Genomic DNA, 16094 nt, shown 5'->3' with positions numbered 1-16094 from the left:
GTTTCTCCGGTCCTAAGACATCAATCATCTGCTCTCCAATGACTAGTCTAAAAACTAGTATTAAGACTATCACTTATTTAAGTGATATTGGTTGTCTGGAGATTCAGGGGGCCAGTCTAGACTCATGATATGTCTAAATTACCAACAGGTGTCGAGATTAGAGGTAGATACATTCGCATCTGGTTCATGTTTCGAGGAAAACGATGTCGGGAAACATTAAAAGGCTGGGAGATTACAAACAGTAATATTAAAAAGGCCGGAAATTTAAGAGCGCTGATAGTTCATGAAATAAACTCCGGTGAATTTGAGTATTTAAGACGTTTTCCCCAGTCCAGCACTGGGGCAAAAATGGTGACAACGAGAGTCATAAAAACGTTCGGAGAGCTTTGTGATATCTGGACAAAAATTAAAGAGACAGAGTTAACAACAAACACAATGAAGAAAACGAAATCACAATTAAAAACACTCAGAATAATAATTTGTGAAAGTACCCCGATATCACATATTCGTTATAGCGATATCTTAAACTACCGGAATGAACTGCTGCATGGAGAAACGCTTTACCTGGATAATCCAAGATCCAACAAAAAAGGAAGAACCGTGCGCACAGTTGATAACTATATCGCCCTGCTCTGTTCGCTGTTGCGTTTTGCGTATCAGTCGGGATTTATATCAACCAAACCATTTGAAGGAGTAAAAAAATTACAGCGAAACAGAATAAAGCCTGATCCGTTATCTAAAACAGAATTCAATGCATTAATGGAAAGTGAAAAAGGACAGAGCCAGAACTTGTGGAAATTTGCCGTTTACTCAGGACTTCGTCACGGGGAACTGGCAGCTCTGGCGTGGGAGGATGTGGATCTCGAAAAGGGAATAGTGAATGTCAGAAGAAACCTGACGATACTTGATATGTTCGGTCCCCCAAAAACAAATGCCGGGATCCGAACAGTAACACTACTGCAGCCTGCTCTTGAAGCACTGAAGGAGCAATACAAACTGACCGGGCATCATCACAAAAGCGAAATCACCTTTTATCATCGGGAGTACGGCAGAACCGAAAAGCAAAAACTGCATTTTGTTTTCATGCCCAGGGTGTGTAACGGAAAACAAAAACCTTATTACTCGGTAAGCAGTTTGGGGGCAAGGTGGAATGCAGCAGTAAAACGTGCTGGTATTCGCCGCCGTAATCCGTACCATACGCGGCATACTTTTGCCTGCTGGCTGTTGACGGCAGGAGCGAACCCGGCATTTATAGCCAGCCAAATGGGGCATGAAACTGCGCAGATGGTGTATGAAATTTACGGTATGTGGATTGATGACATGAACGACGAACAGATAGCCATGTTGAATGCGCGGTTATCGTAGTTGCAAAGTTTGCCCCCAATTTGCCCCATTTAGTACCAGAGAACTGAAATAATGCAAGAAAATCAACAAATTACAAAGAAAGAACAATACAACCTGAACAAATTACAAAAACGTCTGCGTCGTAACGTGGGCGAAGCCATTGCTGACTTCAATATGATTGAAGAAGGCGATCGCATCATGGTTTGCCTCTCCGGGGGTAAAGACAGCTATACCATGCTGGAGATTCTGCGCAATTTGCAGCAAAGCGCGCCAATCAATTTTTCGCTGGTGGCTGTTAACCTCGATCAAAAGCAACCGGGCTTCCCGGAACACGTTCTGCCCGAGTATCTTGAAAAGCTGGGCGTTGAGTACAAGATTGTTGAAGAGAATACTTACGGTATCGTGAAAGAGAAGATTCCAGAGGGCAAAACCACTTGCTCACTGTGTTCTCGCCTTCGTCGCGGTATCCTTTATCGTACCGCAACGGAACTGGGGGCGACGAAGATCGCGTTGGGTCACCATCGTGACGATATCCTGCAAACGTTGTTCTTAAATATGTTCTACGGCGGTAAGATGAAAGGTATGCCTCCGAAACTGATGAGCGATGATGGCAAACATATCGTTATTCGTCCGCTGGCCTACTGCCGCGAGAAAGATATTCAGCGATTTGCCGATGCAAAAGCGTTCCCGATTATTCCGTGCAACCTGTGCGGTTCACAGCCTAACCTGCAACGTCAGGTGATTGCTGACATGTTGCGTGACTGGGATAAACGTTATCCAGGGCGTATCGAGACGATGTTCAGCGCGATGCAGAATGTGGTGCCGTCGCATCTGTGCGATACCAACCTGTTCGATTTCAAAGGCATCACCCACGGTTCTGAAGTGGTTAACGGGGGTGATCTGGCGTTTGATCGCGAAGAGATCCCACTACAACCGACGGGCTGGCAGCCAGAAGAAGATGAAAATCAGTTGGATGAGTTACGGCTGAATGTGGTTGAAGTGAAATAACCAGGATAGCGCCCGATGCGCAAGCGTATCGGGCTACTCTTATGGAGGCCGGATAAGACGCGGCCAGCGTCGCATCCGGCAATCCCGAATAAGATGTTTACTCTTGCACCCGGCAATTCAACATTTCATTATTTTAATAACCGCACCCGGCACGTTTTTCCTTTAATCTTCCCGCCCTGTAACTGTTTCCATGCTTTATGAGCAACAGCCTGACGGACCGCGACATAGACATGCGCCGGATGCACGGCGATTTTGCCAATATCTGCGCCATCAAGCCCGATATCTCCTGTCAGTGCACCTAATACATCACCCGGGCGCATTTTGGCTTTTTTCCCGCCATCGATACACAACGTTGCCATTTCTGCTTCCAGCGTCGCAATGGAACTATTAGCTGGCGGCGTTTGCCAGTTAAGTTTTATCTGCAACATGTCAGAAATGATATTGGCCCGCTGTGCTTCTTCCGGAGCACAGAAACTGATCGCCAGACCGCTATTTCCTGCACGAGCTGTACGACCGATGCGATGTACATGAACTTCAGGGTCCCACGCCAGCTCAAAGTTCACCACCAGCTCAAGCGATTTAATATCCAGACCACGCGCAGCAACATCAGTCGCGACCAGTACACGGGCGCTACCGTTAGCAAAACGTACCAGGGTCTGATCGCGATCGCGTTGCTCCAAATCGCCGTGTAATGACAATGCACTTTGCCCTTCTTCATTCAGCGCGTCGCAGACAGCCTGGCAATCTTTTTTGGTATTGCAAAACACCACGCAAGAGGATGGCTGATGCAAGCTTAATAACCGTTGCAACAGAGGAATTTTGCCTTTGCTGGATGTCTCATAAAATTGTTGTTCAATGGGTGGCAAAGCATCTGTTGAGTCAATTTCAATCGCCAAAGGATCGCGTTGCACTCGTCCGCTGATTGCAGCGATGGCTTCCGGCCAGGTTGCCGAAAACAGAAGCGTCTGTCGAGATGCAGGCGCAAAACGGATGACATCATCAATGGCATCGCTAAATCCCATATCCAGCATGCGGTCGGCCTCATCCATCACCAGCGTATTCAACGCATCCAGTGATACCGTGCCTTTTTGCAGGTGATCCAGCAAACGCCCCGGCGTTGCCACGATAATATGCGGCGCATGTTGCAACGAATCACGCTGCATACCGAACGGTTGACCACCGCACAACGTCAAAATTTTGGTATTTGGCAGAAAACGCGCCAGCCGACGCAATTCACCTGCCACCTGATCCGCCAGTTCACGCGTAGGACACAGCACTAAAGCCTGGGTTTGAAATAGCGACGCATCAATTTGCTGTAACAAGCCGAGGCCAAAAGCCGCCGTTTTGCCGCTGCCGGTTTTCGCCTGCACGCGAACATCTTTTCCGGCAAGGATCGCCGGAAGCGCGGCGGCCTGCACCGGCGTCATGGTTAAATAACCCAACTCATTAAGGTTCGTGAGTTGGGCGGGAGGCAAAACATTCAGGGTAGAAAAAGCGGTCACAATCTATTCTCATGGTCATCGACGCAAAGTTAGCAGGCGCGTATCCTCGCAGATCTACGCTCACGATGCGACAATTTAATCGGTTCTTCATCGGGTGGTGGGTCAGGCATGGGTTGCGGGCGAGGGATCGGATCGGGCACTGGAACAGGATCGCCAGGAATCGGTTCAGGGACAGGAATTTGCAAATAAATAAGTGTCGTCATATTTCCCTCTGGTCATTGGGTGGACTCTTAAAGGGTAGACGCTGATAAATAACAGGCAAAAAAAAGCCGACTCATCAAAGTCGGCGTCGTACGAATCAATTGTGCTATGCAGTAATTCAAAAAAGGAAGTAAGACAATATGGAGCGCAACGCCCATCGCTTGACGTTGCATTCACCTGCAAGAGAGATATTGCCCTGAATGGGTAGAGAGTTTATTGACTTCGCTCAAACTTTGCGGCGTTTTTGTATACAGACAGCCGGAAAAATTGCTTTTGTTACAACCATTTACTACGATGCAACCATAAAGCAACACCACCAATAAGAACAACTAACAGAATACAAAAAATTGAAAATCCGAATTGCCACCCGCCGCCAGGGATCCCACCAAGGTTGACGCCAAATAACCCGGTCAGAAAGGTACTGGGTAAAAAGACCATTGCCATCAACGACATTGTATAGGTACGACGAGCTAAATTTTCCTGCATCACCTGAGCGATTTCATCCGCCATCACGCCAGTCCGTGCTATACAGGCGTCGATTTCGTCAAGGCCGCGCCCAAGGCGATCGGCAATATCCTGCATCCGACGGCGTTGGTCATCGCTCATCCACGGCAAACGTTCACTGGCAAGACGAGCATAAACATCACGTTGCGGTGCCATATAGCGACGCATCACAATTAATTGTTTGCGCAGCAGAGCCAGGAATCCACGCGGTGGAATTTGCTGATCAAGGAGATTATCTTCAAGGTCGATAATTTTATCGTGCAGCTGCTCGATAAATTCACTGGAATGATCGGTCAACGCATCGCACACATCCACCAGCCATCCCCCGCAATCGGTCGGACCCGTGCCCTCTTCCAGATCGCTCACCACATCGTCCAGCGCCAGCACTTTGCGTTGTCGGGTCGAAACAATTAACCGCCCGTCCATATATACACGCATGGCGACCAGTTGATCGGGGCGTTCATCGGTGCTGCCGTTTATACAGCGCAATGTAATCAGCGTGCCTTCACCGAGACGGCTGACTCGGGGACGCGTGCTCTCGCCCGCCAGCGCATCACGTACGTTATTGGGAAGCAGCGGTGTTGTCGCCAGCCATTGGGCGCTATCATGGTGTACATAATTAAGGTGGAGCCAACAGGGATGCGCTTCATCAATCACATCTGTATTTTCCAGCGGTTTAACGCCGCCTCTACCATCCAGCATCCAGGCAAATACTGCATCCGGGACATTAACGTCCGATCCCTTAATCGCTTCCACAGTGCCTCCATCATCAACGCATTATTTTGTAGTCTAGCCTTCTGGCCCTGTTACGCAACATCTCATCACCCCATTACCCTGAAATGATTAATAAAATTCTGTCTAAATTGAATACAAAAAGCAAAATGCTTTTCCGTATACAAACCGTGTGAAGTGTTAAATAGCGTCTATCATTATCAGAATTATCTGATCATATGACGTGGCTTTTTTGCGATCGGATAGCAACAAAAATTGATAAAAATAACGGGATCTCAATGATTACGCACAACTTCAATACCCTGGACTTACTCACCAGTCCTGTCTGGATCGTTTCGCCCTTTGAGGAACAGTTAATTTATGCCAATAGCGCGGCGAAACTGTTGATGCAAGACCTCACGTTTAGTCAGCTACGAACCGGACCCTATTCCGTCTCCTCACAAAAAGAACTGCCGAAATACCTCTCCGATCTGCAAAACCAACACGATATTATCGAAATCCTCACTGTTCAGCGTAAAGAAGAGGAAACAGCATTGAGCTGTCGGCTTGTTTTGCGAAAGCTGACAGAAACAGAACCGGTGATTATTTTCGAAGGTATCGAAGCGCCGGCAACGCTGGGTTTAAAAGCCAGTCGCTCGGCAAATTATCAGCGCAAAAAACAAGGTTTTTATGCGCGCTTTTTTCTGACTAACTCTGCACCAATGTTGTTGATTGACCCGTCACGAGATGGACAAATCGTCGATGCTAACCTCGCCGCGCTCAATTTCTATGGTTATAACCATGAAACGATGTGCCAGAAACATACCTGGGAAATAAATATGCTCGGGCGTCGCGTCATGCCTATCATGCATGAAATCTCGCATTTACCCGGTGGTCATAAACCTTTGAATTTTGTTCATAAACTGGCGGATGGTTCGACTCGTCATGTGCAGACCTATGCCGGACCGATTGAAATTTATGGCGACAAGCTCATGTTATGTATTGTGCATGATATTACTGAGCAAAAACGGCTGGAGGAGCAGCTGGAACATGCTGCTCACCATGACGCGATGACCGGATTACTGAATCGGCGACAGTTTTATCACATTACGGAACCAGGCCAAATGCAGCATCTCGCCATCGCTCAGGATTACAGCTTGTTGCTCATCGACACCGATCGTTTTAAACACATTAACGATCTCTATGGGCATTCTAAAGGTGATGAGGTGTTATGCGCCCTCGCCCGCACCCTCGAAAGTTGCGCTCGCAAAGGCGATTTGGTGTTTCGTTGGGGAGGCGAAGAGTTTGTCTTATTGCTACCAAGAACCCCACTGGATACCGCGCTTTCGCTGGCTGAAACTATCCGCGTAAGCGTGGCAAAAGTGAGTATTTCGGGCTTACCACGCTTTACCGTCAGCATTGGTGTGGCGCATCACGAAGGAAATGAAAGCATCGATGAACTGTTTAAACGCGTTGATGATGCTTTGTATCGGGCGAAAAATGATGGACGCAACCGCGTGCTGGCGGCATAAGCCGCGGATGCGTCTCGAGATCAACGACTGCGCTTAGCGTGGCGCTCCCAGTTTTCTTGCTTCGCCTGCGCCGTTTTACGTAGTGCGACGTAACACGCCCCGCTGCCGCCATGATGCGGTAGCGCGGTGCAATATGCCTGAACATCATCAAATTCGGTCAGCCAGCGCGCCACATAGCTGCGGACAATATTGGCATGCGATTTATCATCCCGCCCTTTACCATGAATAATCAGCACGTTACGCAAACCATCCGCCAGGGCTTGTTGAATAAAACTGAACACCATTTTGCGGCACTCTTCCACCGGCTGGCGCAAAAGATTCAGGCTCGCCTGTTGCGGATATTTACCACTGCGCAGCTTATCCAGCACCCCATGTTGCAACCCTTCCCGCCGAAACTCCAGCGGCTGACTTAGTGGGATGATGTCGAGAAATCCGGTGGTGAGGAAATTATCAAGCTGCAGCGTGTCGATACGCTGCGGCGCACGTTGGTTACGCGTTGGATGCCAGTGGACATCGGTAGCACGTTTCAGCGGCTGGACATCTTCCATGGCGTCAAGAAACAGCGATTTGTCGTCAAGGTTCATGTTACATCCTCCCGCAATTAAGAGCGCGATATGATAACCAGACCGGGTCGGTCCAACAACGTATTACCCAAATTTCCAGTAATAAGTTCCAAATATTGCCGATATTTTAAGCAAAATACTTATGCATGATTATTCATTCACGATATTAATAATGTAACTTATATTTTCGTGAAATCTGTCACTGAAGAAAATTGGCAACTAAAGGTTAAAACCGTTATAACACAGTCACCGGCGCAGAGGAGACAATGCCGGATTTAAGACGCGGATGCACTGCTGTGTGTACTGTAGAGTCTGGCGGATGTCGACAGACTCTATTTTTTTATGCAGTTTTAACTTTGCAGATAGCCGCATTCTCGCCGGAATTGCGTGATTAATGACGCGGTCAGTGGTGTCTGGCGACTATCACGCCGCTGAATCAAATAATAGGCCGCTTTCGGTAAAATTTCGCTAACCGGCAACATCACCAGCCCCTGTCCGTGCAAGGGATCGCAGCCCATTTCTTCAGGCAGTATGCTGAGAAAATCGCTTTTTGCCACCAGACTGATACAGGCTGAGAACGTCTCGCAGACTACACCGACCTGTGGCGTTTGCGCCTGATCGTCAAGCAATTCACTCAACTGTTTGTAGTAACTGCCGTGTGGCGTCGGCATTGTCCAGCTGTAATCCAGTAACTGTTTGATCGAACGGGCACCAATGGCGGGGTGTCCCGGGCGGCAAAAGATCGCGAATTGCTTTTCCAGTAATTTCTCAAAAGTAAATTCGTGGTCGTACGGTCCCTGATAATAGGTATTGATGGTGAAATCCAATTCTCCCTGACGCAATTCATTAATCATCGACACCAGTTGCTCTTCCATAATGCGTACTTTTACCTGCGGATGCTGCTGATGAAAACGAGATATGACAGCTGGCATCAGACTGCGGGAAATACTGGCCCCCATGCCGATATTAATCTGCCCTGCCAGTTGCCCTTGTCGTTGGCGAATATCCTCTTGGGCTGCGCGCAGCTCTTCAAGAATAAGACTGGCGTGCTGATAAAAACTTTCACCGGCATCAGTTAACGTCACGCCTTTACTACGGCGAAAAAAGAGTTGCGCCGCTAACCCTTCTTCCAGCTCCTGAATAGATTTACTCAGTGCCGGTTGCGACATATTCAACATTCGGCTCGCTCCGCGAATGCTGCCCTGACGAGCCACTTCAACAAAAGCCCGAATTTGATGAATTTTTACCTGAAAAGCCATGACGCCACCGATAACCGTTATTTATCAGACCAAAGAAACTGGCATCTACTTTAATGCAGATGATTGTGTCAGGGTAATTTATGAACGGTTAAAACTGTGAAAAATCAGTTAGTGATAAGTAAAAACTATCGCTACGTGAACCGGGTCACACTTTTTACTGATGACGGGAAAGGTTATGGAGTCTTTGAATCAATTTGTTAATTCGCTTGCCCCAAAATTATCGCACTGGCGACGTGATTTTCATCACTATGCAGAGTCTGGCTGGGTGGAATTCCGCACTGCCACCCTTGTTGCGGAAGAATTGCAGCAGCTCGGCTATTCACTGGCGCTGGGCCGCGAAGTAGTTAATGAAAGTAGCCGGATGGGACTACCTGATGAACTCACTCTACAACGCGAATTCGAGCGCGCTCGTCAACAGGGTGCGCTAGCACAATGGATTGCGGTTTTTGAAGGTGGTTTCACGGGTATCGTCGCCACCCTGGATACCGGTCGCCCCGGTCCGGTGATGGCTTTCCGTGTCGATATGGACGCGCTGGATCTCAGTGAAGAGCAGGATGTCAGCCATCGCCCCTACCGCGACGGTTTTGCGTCATGTAACGCCGGAATGATGCATGCCTGTGGTCATGATGGACATACCGCCATTGGGCTTGGGCTGGCGCATACCCTTAAACAATTCGAGTCCGGACTACATGGCGTCATCAAACTGATTTTTCAGCCTGCAGAGGAAGGTACGCGTGGCGCGCGGGCGATGGTCGATGCAGGTGTCGTAGATGATGTTGATTATTTTACTGCCGTGCACATTGGCACTGGCGTACCTGCGGGCACCGTGGTGTGCGGCAGTGATAATTTTATGGCAACCACCAAATTTGACGCGCACTTCACCGGTACCGCCGCTCACGCAGGCGCAAAACCAGAAGACGGTCACAATGCCTTGTTGGCGGCAGCACAAGCCACTCTTGCACTGCATGCAATCGCCCCGCACAGCGAAGGAGCTTCCAGAGTAAACGTGGGCGTTATGCAGGCAGGAAGCGGTCGTAACGTTGTTCCTGCCTCGGCGTTGCTGAAAGTGGAAACACGCGGGGCCAGCGACGTCATTAATCAATATGTTTTTGACCGTGCACAACAAGCGATTCAGGGCGCAGCAACCATGTATGGTGTCGGCGTTGAAACTCGTCTGATGGGTGCAGCTACCGCCAGTTCTCCTTCGCCGCAATGGGTCGCATGGTTGCAAAGTCAGGCGGCTCAGGTCGCGGGGGTCAATCAGGCCATTGAACGTGTTGAAGCGCCTGCGGGTTCCGAAGATGCCACATTAATGATGGCCCGCGTGCAGCAACATCAAGGGCAAGCCTCCTACGTGGTGTTTGGCACACAGCTGGCGGCAGGTCATCACAACGAAAAATTCGATTTTGACGAGCAGGTTCTCGCTATTGCCGTCGAAACGCTGGCGCGCACCGCGCTCAATTTTCCCTGGACGCGAGGTATCTGATGCAGGAAATCTATCGTTTTATCGACGATGCGATTGAAGCCGATCGCCAACGTTATACCGATATTGCCGATCAAATCTGGGATCATCCAGAAACACGTTTTGAAGAGTTCTGGTCAGCGGAGCATCTGGCTTCGGCGCTGGAATCTGCAGGCTTCACCGTTACCCGCAACGTAGGCAATATCCCAAATGCCTTTATTGCTTCGTTTGGTCAAGGCAAACCGGTTATCGCCCTGCTGGGAGAATATGACGCCCTGGCAGGTTTAAGTCAGCAAGCTGGTTGCGCGCAACCTATATCCGCGACGCCCGGTGAAAATGGTCACGGTTGCGGACACAATTTGCTGGGAACCGCCGCCTTTGCCGCTGCAATAGCCGTCAAGAAATGGCTGGAACAATATGGGCAAGGCGGCACAGTGCGCTTTTATGGTTGTCCTGGCGAAGAAGGCGGCTCGGGTAAAACGTTCATGGTCCGCGAGGGGGTATTTGATGATGTGGATGCGGCACTCACCTGGCACCCGGAAGCCTTTGCCGGCATGTTCAATACCCGCACGCTGGCAAACATTCAGGCATCATGGCGCTTTAAAGGGATCGCAGCACATGCCGCGAATTCCCCTCATTTGGGACGCAGCGCCCTTGATGCCGTAACGTTGATGACCACTGGCACCAACTTCCTCAACGAACATATTATTGAAAAAGCGCGCGTACACTATGCCATCACAAATAGCGGCGGGATCTCACCCAACGTGGTCCAGGCGCAGGCAGAAGTGCTTTATCTTATCCGCGCCCCCGAAATGACCGACGTGCAGCATATTTATGATCGGGTCGCCAAAATCGCCGAAGGTGCGGCATTGATGACCGAAACCACGGTTGAATGCCGCTTCGACAAAGCCTGTTCCAGTTATCTCCCGAATCGCACCTTAGAAAATGCCATGTACCGAGCCCTATCCCATTTTGGTACCCCGGAATGGAACTCCGAAGAACTGGCTTTTGCGAAACAAATTCAGGCTACGCTCACCTCCAACGATCGGCAAAACAGTCTGAATAATATCGCCGCAACCGGTGGCGAAAACGGCAAGGTTTTTGCACTACGTCATCGTGAAACGGTACTGGCGAATGAAGTCGCTCCATATGCCGCCACCGATAACGTGCTTGCAGCATCGACAGATGTCGGCGACGTCAGTTGGAAACTGCCTGTTGCCCAGTGTTTCAGCCCCTGTTTTGCCGTCGGTACACCGCTACATACGTGGCAACTGGTTAGCCAGGGGCGAACATCTATTGCTCATAAAGGAATGCTGCTCGCGGCGAAAACTATGGCTGCAACCACAGTCAATCTCTTCATTGATTCAGGGCTATTGCAAGAATGCCAACAAGAGCATCAGCAAGTTACGGACACGCAACCGTATCACTGCCCTATCCCGAAAAACGTGACACCGTCACCTTTAAAATAACAACAACACAAACACAACAACCGAGGAATGTCCATGAGTATGTCATCCATACCGTCATCCTCCCAATCCGGGAAGCTCTATGGCTGGGTCGAAAGAATTGGTAACAAGGTTCCCCATCCTTTTTTGCTCTTTATCTATTTGATTATCGTACTCATGGTGACGACGGCAATTTTGTCGGCCTTTGGCGTCAGTGCGAAAAACCCGACCGATGGTACGCCGGTCGTGGTGAAAAACCTGCTCAGTGTGGAAGGATTACACTGGTTTTTACCCAATGTTATTAAAAACTTTAGCGGTTTTGCCCCACTTGGCGCGATCCTGGCGCTGGTTTTAGGTGCCGGTCTGGCGGAGCGCGTCGGCTTACTGCCAGCGCTAATGGTTAAAATGGCATCGCATGTTAATGCCCGCTACGCCAGTTATATGGTGCTGTTTATTGCTTTTTTCAGCCACATTTCTTCCGATGCGGCGTTAGTGATCATGCCACCGATGGGTGCGCTGATTTTTCTGGCGGTGGGCAGACATCCAGTTGCAGGTTTACTGGCCGCCATTGCAGGCGTAGGTTGCGGCTTTACGGCTAATTTACTGATTGTCACAACCGACGTGTTGCTGTCGGGGATCAGCACGGAAGCGGCGGCTGCGTTCAATCCGCAAATGCACGTCAGTGTAATTGATAACTGGTATTTTATGGCCAGCTCCGTAGTCGTACTGACGATTGTTGGCGGCCTGATAACCGACAAAATCATCGAACCACGGTTAGGTCAATGGCAGGGAAACAGCGATGAGAAACTGCAGACATTGACCGAAAGTCAGCGTTTTGGTTTACGCATAGCAGGTGTCGTATCGCTACTTTTTATTGCTGCGATTGCGCTGATGGTGATCCCGGAAAACGGGATATTGCGCGATCCGATTAATCACACCGTGATGCCATCACCCTTTATTAAAGGTATCGTGCCACTGATCATTCTTTTTTTCTTTGTGGTCTCGCTGGCTTATGGCATCGCTACTCGCACAATTCGACGTCAGGCGGATTTACCGCATTTAATGATTGAACCGATGAAAGAGATGGCGGGATTTATCGTGATGGTTTTTCCCCTCGCCCAGTTTGTCGCCATGTTTAACTGGAGCAACATGGGGAAATTCATCGCCGTGGGGCTGACCGATATACTGGAAAGTTCAGGGCTTAGCGGCATCCCGGCGTTTGTCGGTCTGGCGTTGCTTTCCTCTTTCTTATGCATGTTTATCGCCAGCGGTTCCGCAATCTGGTCGATTCTGGCCCCCATTTTCGTACCAATGTTTATGCTACTTGGCTTTCACCCGGCATTTGCGCAAATCCTCTTTCGTATTGCCGACTCATCCGTATTGCCTTTAGCGCCAGTATCTCCTTTTGTTCCACTGTTTCTTGGATTCCTGCAACGCTACAAACCAGACGCGAAACTGGGTACTTACTATTCGTTAGTCTTGCCCTATCCGCTTATCTTTTTGGTGGTATGGCTGCTGATGTTGCTGGCGTGGTATCTTGTTGGTCTGCCGATAGGTCCGGGGATTTACCCACGTTTGTCTTAAGAGAGAACGGATGCTGAGATTACTTGAAGAAAAAATTGCCACGCCACTGGGTCCACTGTGGGTGATTTGCGATGAGCAATTTCGCCTGCGGGCGGTTGAATGGGAAGAGTACAGCGAACGCATGGTGCAGCTGCTGAACATCCATTATCGCAAAGAAGGCTATGAGCGCATTTCTGCCACCAACCCAGGCGGTTTAAGCGACAAGCTTCGTGATTATTTTGCCGGTAATCTTAGCATTATTGATACGCTTCCCACTGCCACAGGGGGGACGCCATTTCAGCGCGAAGTCTGGAAAACACTACGCACTATCCCCTGCGGGCAGGTAATGCATTACGGCCAACTGGCTGAACAATTGGGCCGCCCTGGCGCGGCGCGTGCCGTTGGTGCGGCAAACGGATCGAATCCCATCAGCATTGTAGTACCTTGCCATCGGGTTATTGGCCGAAACGGCACCATGACCGGATATGCAGGCGGAGTTCAGCGAAAAGAGTGGTTATTGCGCCACGAAGGTTATCTTTTGCTGTAAACATTAAACAATTTGTGCCAGCTTGTTCACACTTTTATGTAAAGTTACCCTTAACAACTTAAGGTTTTTCAAATAGATAGACATATATTTACATCTAATATCGGAATTCTCTGCTGTTAAGGTTTGCTTAGACTTACTTGCTCCCTAAAAAGATGTTAAAATTGACAAATATCAATTACGGCTTGAGCAGACCTATGATCCCGGAAAAGCGAATTATACGGCGCATTCAGTCTGGCGGTTGTGCTATCCATTGCCAGGATTGCAGCATCAGCCAGCTTTGCATCCCGTTCACACTCAACGAACATGAGCTTGATCAGCTTGATAATATCATTGAGCGGAAGAAGCCTATTCAGAAAGGCCAGACGCTGTTTAAGGCTGGTGATGAACTTAAATCGCTTTATGCCATCCGCTCCGGTACGATTAAAAGTTATACCATCACTGAGCAAGGCGACGAGCAAATCACTGGTTTCCATTTAGCAGGCGACCTGGTGGGATTTGACGCCATCGGCAGCGGCCATCACCCGAGCTTCGCGCAGGCGCTGGAAACCTCGATGGTATGTGAAATCCCGTTCGAAACGCTGGACGATTTGTCCGGTAAAATGCCGAATCTGCGTCAGCAGATGATGCGTCTGATGAGCGGTGAAATCAAAGGCGATCAGGACATGATCCTGCTGTTGTCGAAGAAAAATGCCGAGGAACGTCTGGCTGCATTCATCTACAACCTGTCCCGTCGTTTTGCCCAACGCGGCTTCTCCCCTCGTGAATTCCGCCTGACGATGACTCGTGGCGATATCGGTAACTATCTGGGCCTGACGGTAGAAACCATCAGCCGTCTGCTGGGTCGCTTCCAGAAAAGCGGCATGCTGGCAGTCAAAGGTAAATACATCACCATCGAAAATAACGATGCGCTGGCCCAGCTTGCTGGTCATACGCGTAACGTTGCCTGATTTTTCCGCATAACTCACTATCCTTCTGTCATATCATTAAATTTTTCTGATTTATTGATCTGGCAGAAGGTTCATCACTGTTTCATTCACCAGATATGGGTTAATCTTTTAATTACAAACTGCGTTGACAGTTGTTGTAAGGAGACCCTGTATGGCTATGTATCAGAACATGCTCGTTGTTATCGATCCTAACCAGGACGACCAACCAGCATTGCGGCGAGCTGTTTATTTACATCAACGGATTGGTGGCAAAATTAAAGCCTTTTTGCCGATCTATGACTTCTCATACGAAATGACCACCCTGCTCTCCCCGGACGAACGTACCGCTATGCGTCAGGGCGTCATCAGCCAGCGTACAGCCTGGATCCACGAGCAGGCAAAATATTATCTCAATGCTGGCGTTCCCATTGAAATTAAAGTGGTCTGGCATAACCGTCCTTTCGAAGCCATCATTCAGGAAGTGATCAGCGGCGGGCACGATTTGGTGCTAAAAATGGCGCACCAACATGACCGTCTGGAAGCGGTGATTTTTACGCCAACGGACTGGCATCTGTTACGCAAATGCCCAAGCCCGGTGTGGATGGTGAAAGACCAGCCGTGGCCGGAAGGAGGTAAGGCGCTGGTGGCGGTGAATCTCGCCAGTGAAGAGCCGTATCATAATGCGCTCAATGAAAAACTGGTCAAAGAGACGATCGAACTGGCAGAACAAGTCAACCATACCGAAGTTCATCTGGTTGGCGCTTACCCAGTAACGCCAATTAATATCGCGATTGAACTGCCGAAATTTGATCCGAGCGTTTATAACGATGCCATTCGTGGGCAACATTTGCTGGCAATGAAAGCCCTGCGGCAGAAATTCGGCATTAATGAAAACATGACGCACGTAGAAAAAGGTCTGCCAGAAGAGGTGATTCCTGATTTGGCGGAGCACTTACAGGCGGGGATTGTGGTTCTGGGCACGGTAGGACGCACCGGTATTTCAGCAGCATTTCTCGGCAACACGGCGGAACAGGTGATTGATCATCTTCGCTGCGACCTGCTGGTCATTAAACCTGACCAGTATCAGACACCCGTTGAACTGGATGACGAAGAAGACGATTAACGACTCTTCAATAACTGACAAGGCCCGAGTTATCGGGCCTATTTTTTACTTACTGCTCTTCGCCGCCAAGGAAATAAATTCCCAACGGGATTGCCAGCAACACAGTAAAGACCAGGCTATAAACAAAAATCATCGATGACTGAATCACATACATTGATGTCGTCCACTCAGACAGCGGAATATTGTACTGTTCTATAACGCCGCCGATGGTCGCGCGAGTCACAACCGACGCCGCAATAATGAAAACCGCCAACAAACCAAAGAGAAATTTCTTCCCTTTCGCTGACTTCAGTTTCGCCATAATCATGATGTAATCCTTGTGCAGACAAATTTCTTGTTACCTAAACGTAACAATACCATGACATTTCACCGTTGTCTGCTCTGAAAACCTCACCTCTTAGCTG

The 16094-nt window shown here is 49.2% G+C and carries 16 protein-coding genes; 9 read left to right on the top strand and 7 right to left on the bottom strand.

Going from position 1 to position 16094, the window contains the following annotated elements; all coding sequences use genetic code 11:
• Positions 1 to 129: 129 nt before the first annotated feature.
• A complete protein-coding gene (locus K0778_RS01495) occupies positions 130 to 1365 on the top strand; it encodes a site-specific integrase (RefSeq protein ID WP_072651214.1) in 1236 nt (411 codons plus the stop codon).
• A 51-nt stretch (positions 1366 to 1416) separates the two neighbouring features.
• Entirely contained in the window at positions 1417 to 2352 is a 936-nt protein-coding gene (gene ttcA, locus K0778_RS01490; protein ID WP_063084835.1) for a tRNA 2-thiocytidine(32) synthetase TtcA, read from the top strand.
• 128 nt (positions 2353 to 2480) lie between these two features.
• Here ttcA and dbpA read toward each other — a convergent pair whose 3' ends face one another.
• The 4 genes from dbpA to ydaN form a co-directional block, all read right to left on the bottom strand.
• Positions 2481 to 3854, bottom strand: a complete 1374-nt coding sequence (dbpA, locus tag K0778_RS01485) for an ATP-dependent RNA helicase DbpA (protein ID WP_063084836.1) — start codon at positions 3852 to 3854, stop codon at positions 2481 to 2483.
• A 29-nt stretch (positions 3855 to 3883) separates the two neighbouring features.
• Complete coding sequence (ynaL, locus tag K0778_RS28275; protein ID WP_001296046.1) at positions 3884 to 4057, bottom strand: protein YnaL; 174 nt, start codon at positions 4055 to 4057, stop codon at positions 3884 to 3886.
• A 274-nt stretch (positions 4058 to 4331) separates the two neighbouring features.
• Positions 4332 to 5315: a zinc transporter ZntB gene (gene zntB / locus K0778_RS01480; protein ID WP_000387388.1), complete on the bottom strand. Its 984-nt coding sequence runs from the start codon at positions 5313 to 5315 to the stop codon at positions 4332 to 4334.
• A gap of 13 nt (positions 5316 to 5328) precedes the next feature.
• Positions 5329 to 5376, bottom strand: a complete 48-nt coding sequence (gene ydaN / locus K0778_RS01475) for a protein YnaN (RefSeq protein WP_211180494.1) — start codon at positions 5374 to 5376, stop codon at positions 5329 to 5331.
• A gap of 193 nt (positions 5377 to 5569) precedes the next feature.
• Between ydaN and dgcM the strand changes: the two genes are divergently transcribed.
• A complete protein-coding gene (dgcM, locus tag K0778_RS01470) occupies positions 5570 to 6802 on the top strand; it encodes a diguanylate cyclase DgcM (RefSeq protein ID WP_000628058.1) in 1233 nt (410 codons plus the stop codon).
• A gap of 20 nt (positions 6803 to 6822) precedes the next feature.
• Here dgcM and smrA read toward each other — a convergent pair whose 3' ends face one another.
• Entirely contained in the window at positions 6823 to 7386 is a 564-nt protein-coding gene (gene smrA / locus K0778_RS01465; RefSeq protein WP_001046829.1) for a DNA endonuclease SmrA, read from the bottom strand.
• A 329-nt stretch (positions 7387 to 7715) separates the two neighbouring features.
• On the bottom strand, positions 7716 to 8624 hold the full coding sequence (locus tag K0778_RS01460) for a LysR family transcriptional regulator (RefSeq protein WP_000885446.1): 909 nt from the start codon (positions 8622 to 8624) through the stop codon (positions 7716 to 7718).
• Between the two features lie 175 nt (positions 8625 to 8799).
• Between K0778_RS01460 and abgA the strand changes: the two genes are divergently transcribed.
• The 6 genes from abgA (at position 8800) to uspE (ending at position 15690) form a co-directional block, all read left to right on the top strand.
• Positions 8800 to 10110, top strand: coding sequence for a p-aminobenzoyl-glutamate hydrolase subunit AbgA (gene abgA / locus K0778_RS01455; protein ID WP_000444949.1), 1311 nt, complete (start codon positions 8800 to 8802; stop codon positions 10108 to 10110).
• Positions 10110 to 11555 (top strand): p-aminobenzoyl-glutamate hydrolase subunit AbgB, encoded by a 1446-nt coding sequence (abgB, locus tag K0778_RS01450; RefSeq protein WP_001156412.1) that lies wholly within the window; start codon positions 10110 to 10112, stop codon positions 11553 to 11555. The genes abgA and abgB overlap by 1 nt, the downstream gene beginning before the upstream one ends.
• A 33-nt stretch (positions 11556 to 11588) precedes the next feature.
• A complete protein-coding gene (gene abgT / locus K0778_RS01445) occupies positions 11589 to 13115 on the top strand; it encodes a p-aminobenzoyl-glutamate transporter (protein ID WP_000062967.1) in 1527 nt (508 codons plus the stop codon).
• Between the two features lie 10 nt (positions 13116 to 13125).
• Complete coding sequence (gene ogt, locus K0778_RS01440) at positions 13126 to 13641, top strand: methylated-DNA--[protein]-cysteine S-methyltransferase (protein ID WP_000945021.1); 516 nt, start codon at positions 13126 to 13128, stop codon at positions 13639 to 13641.
• Positions 13642 to 13835: 194 nt separating this feature from the next.
• Positions 13836 to 14588 (top strand): fumarate/nitrate reduction transcriptional regulator Fnr, encoded by a 753-nt coding sequence (fnr, locus tag K0778_RS01435; RefSeq protein WP_000611911.1) that lies wholly within the window; start codon positions 13836 to 13838, stop codon positions 14586 to 14588.
• A gap of 151 nt (positions 14589 to 14739) precedes the next feature.
• Positions 14740 to 15690, top strand: coding sequence for a universal stress protein UspE (gene uspE, locus K0778_RS01430; RefSeq protein ID WP_063084837.1), 951 nt, complete (start codon positions 14740 to 14742; stop codon positions 15688 to 15690).
• Between the two features lie 49 nt (positions 15691 to 15739).
• Here uspE and K0778_RS01425 read toward each other — a convergent pair whose 3' ends face one another.
• A complete protein-coding gene (locus tag K0778_RS01425; protein ID WP_000605090.1) occupies positions 15740 to 15997 on the bottom strand; it encodes a DUF2534 family protein in 258 nt (85 codons plus the stop codon).
• Positions 15998 to 16094: the final 97 nt, after the last annotated feature.

It is taken from the genome of Escherichia sp. XD33 (assembly GCF_019375075.1).
Lineage (GTDB): Bacteria > Pseudomonadota > Gammaproteobacteria > Enterobacterales > Enterobacteriaceae > Enterobacter > Enterobacter flexneri_A.
The sequence above is the reverse complement of the archived record's forward strand: the minus strand, read 5'-3'. Positions and strand labels throughout refer to the sequence as shown.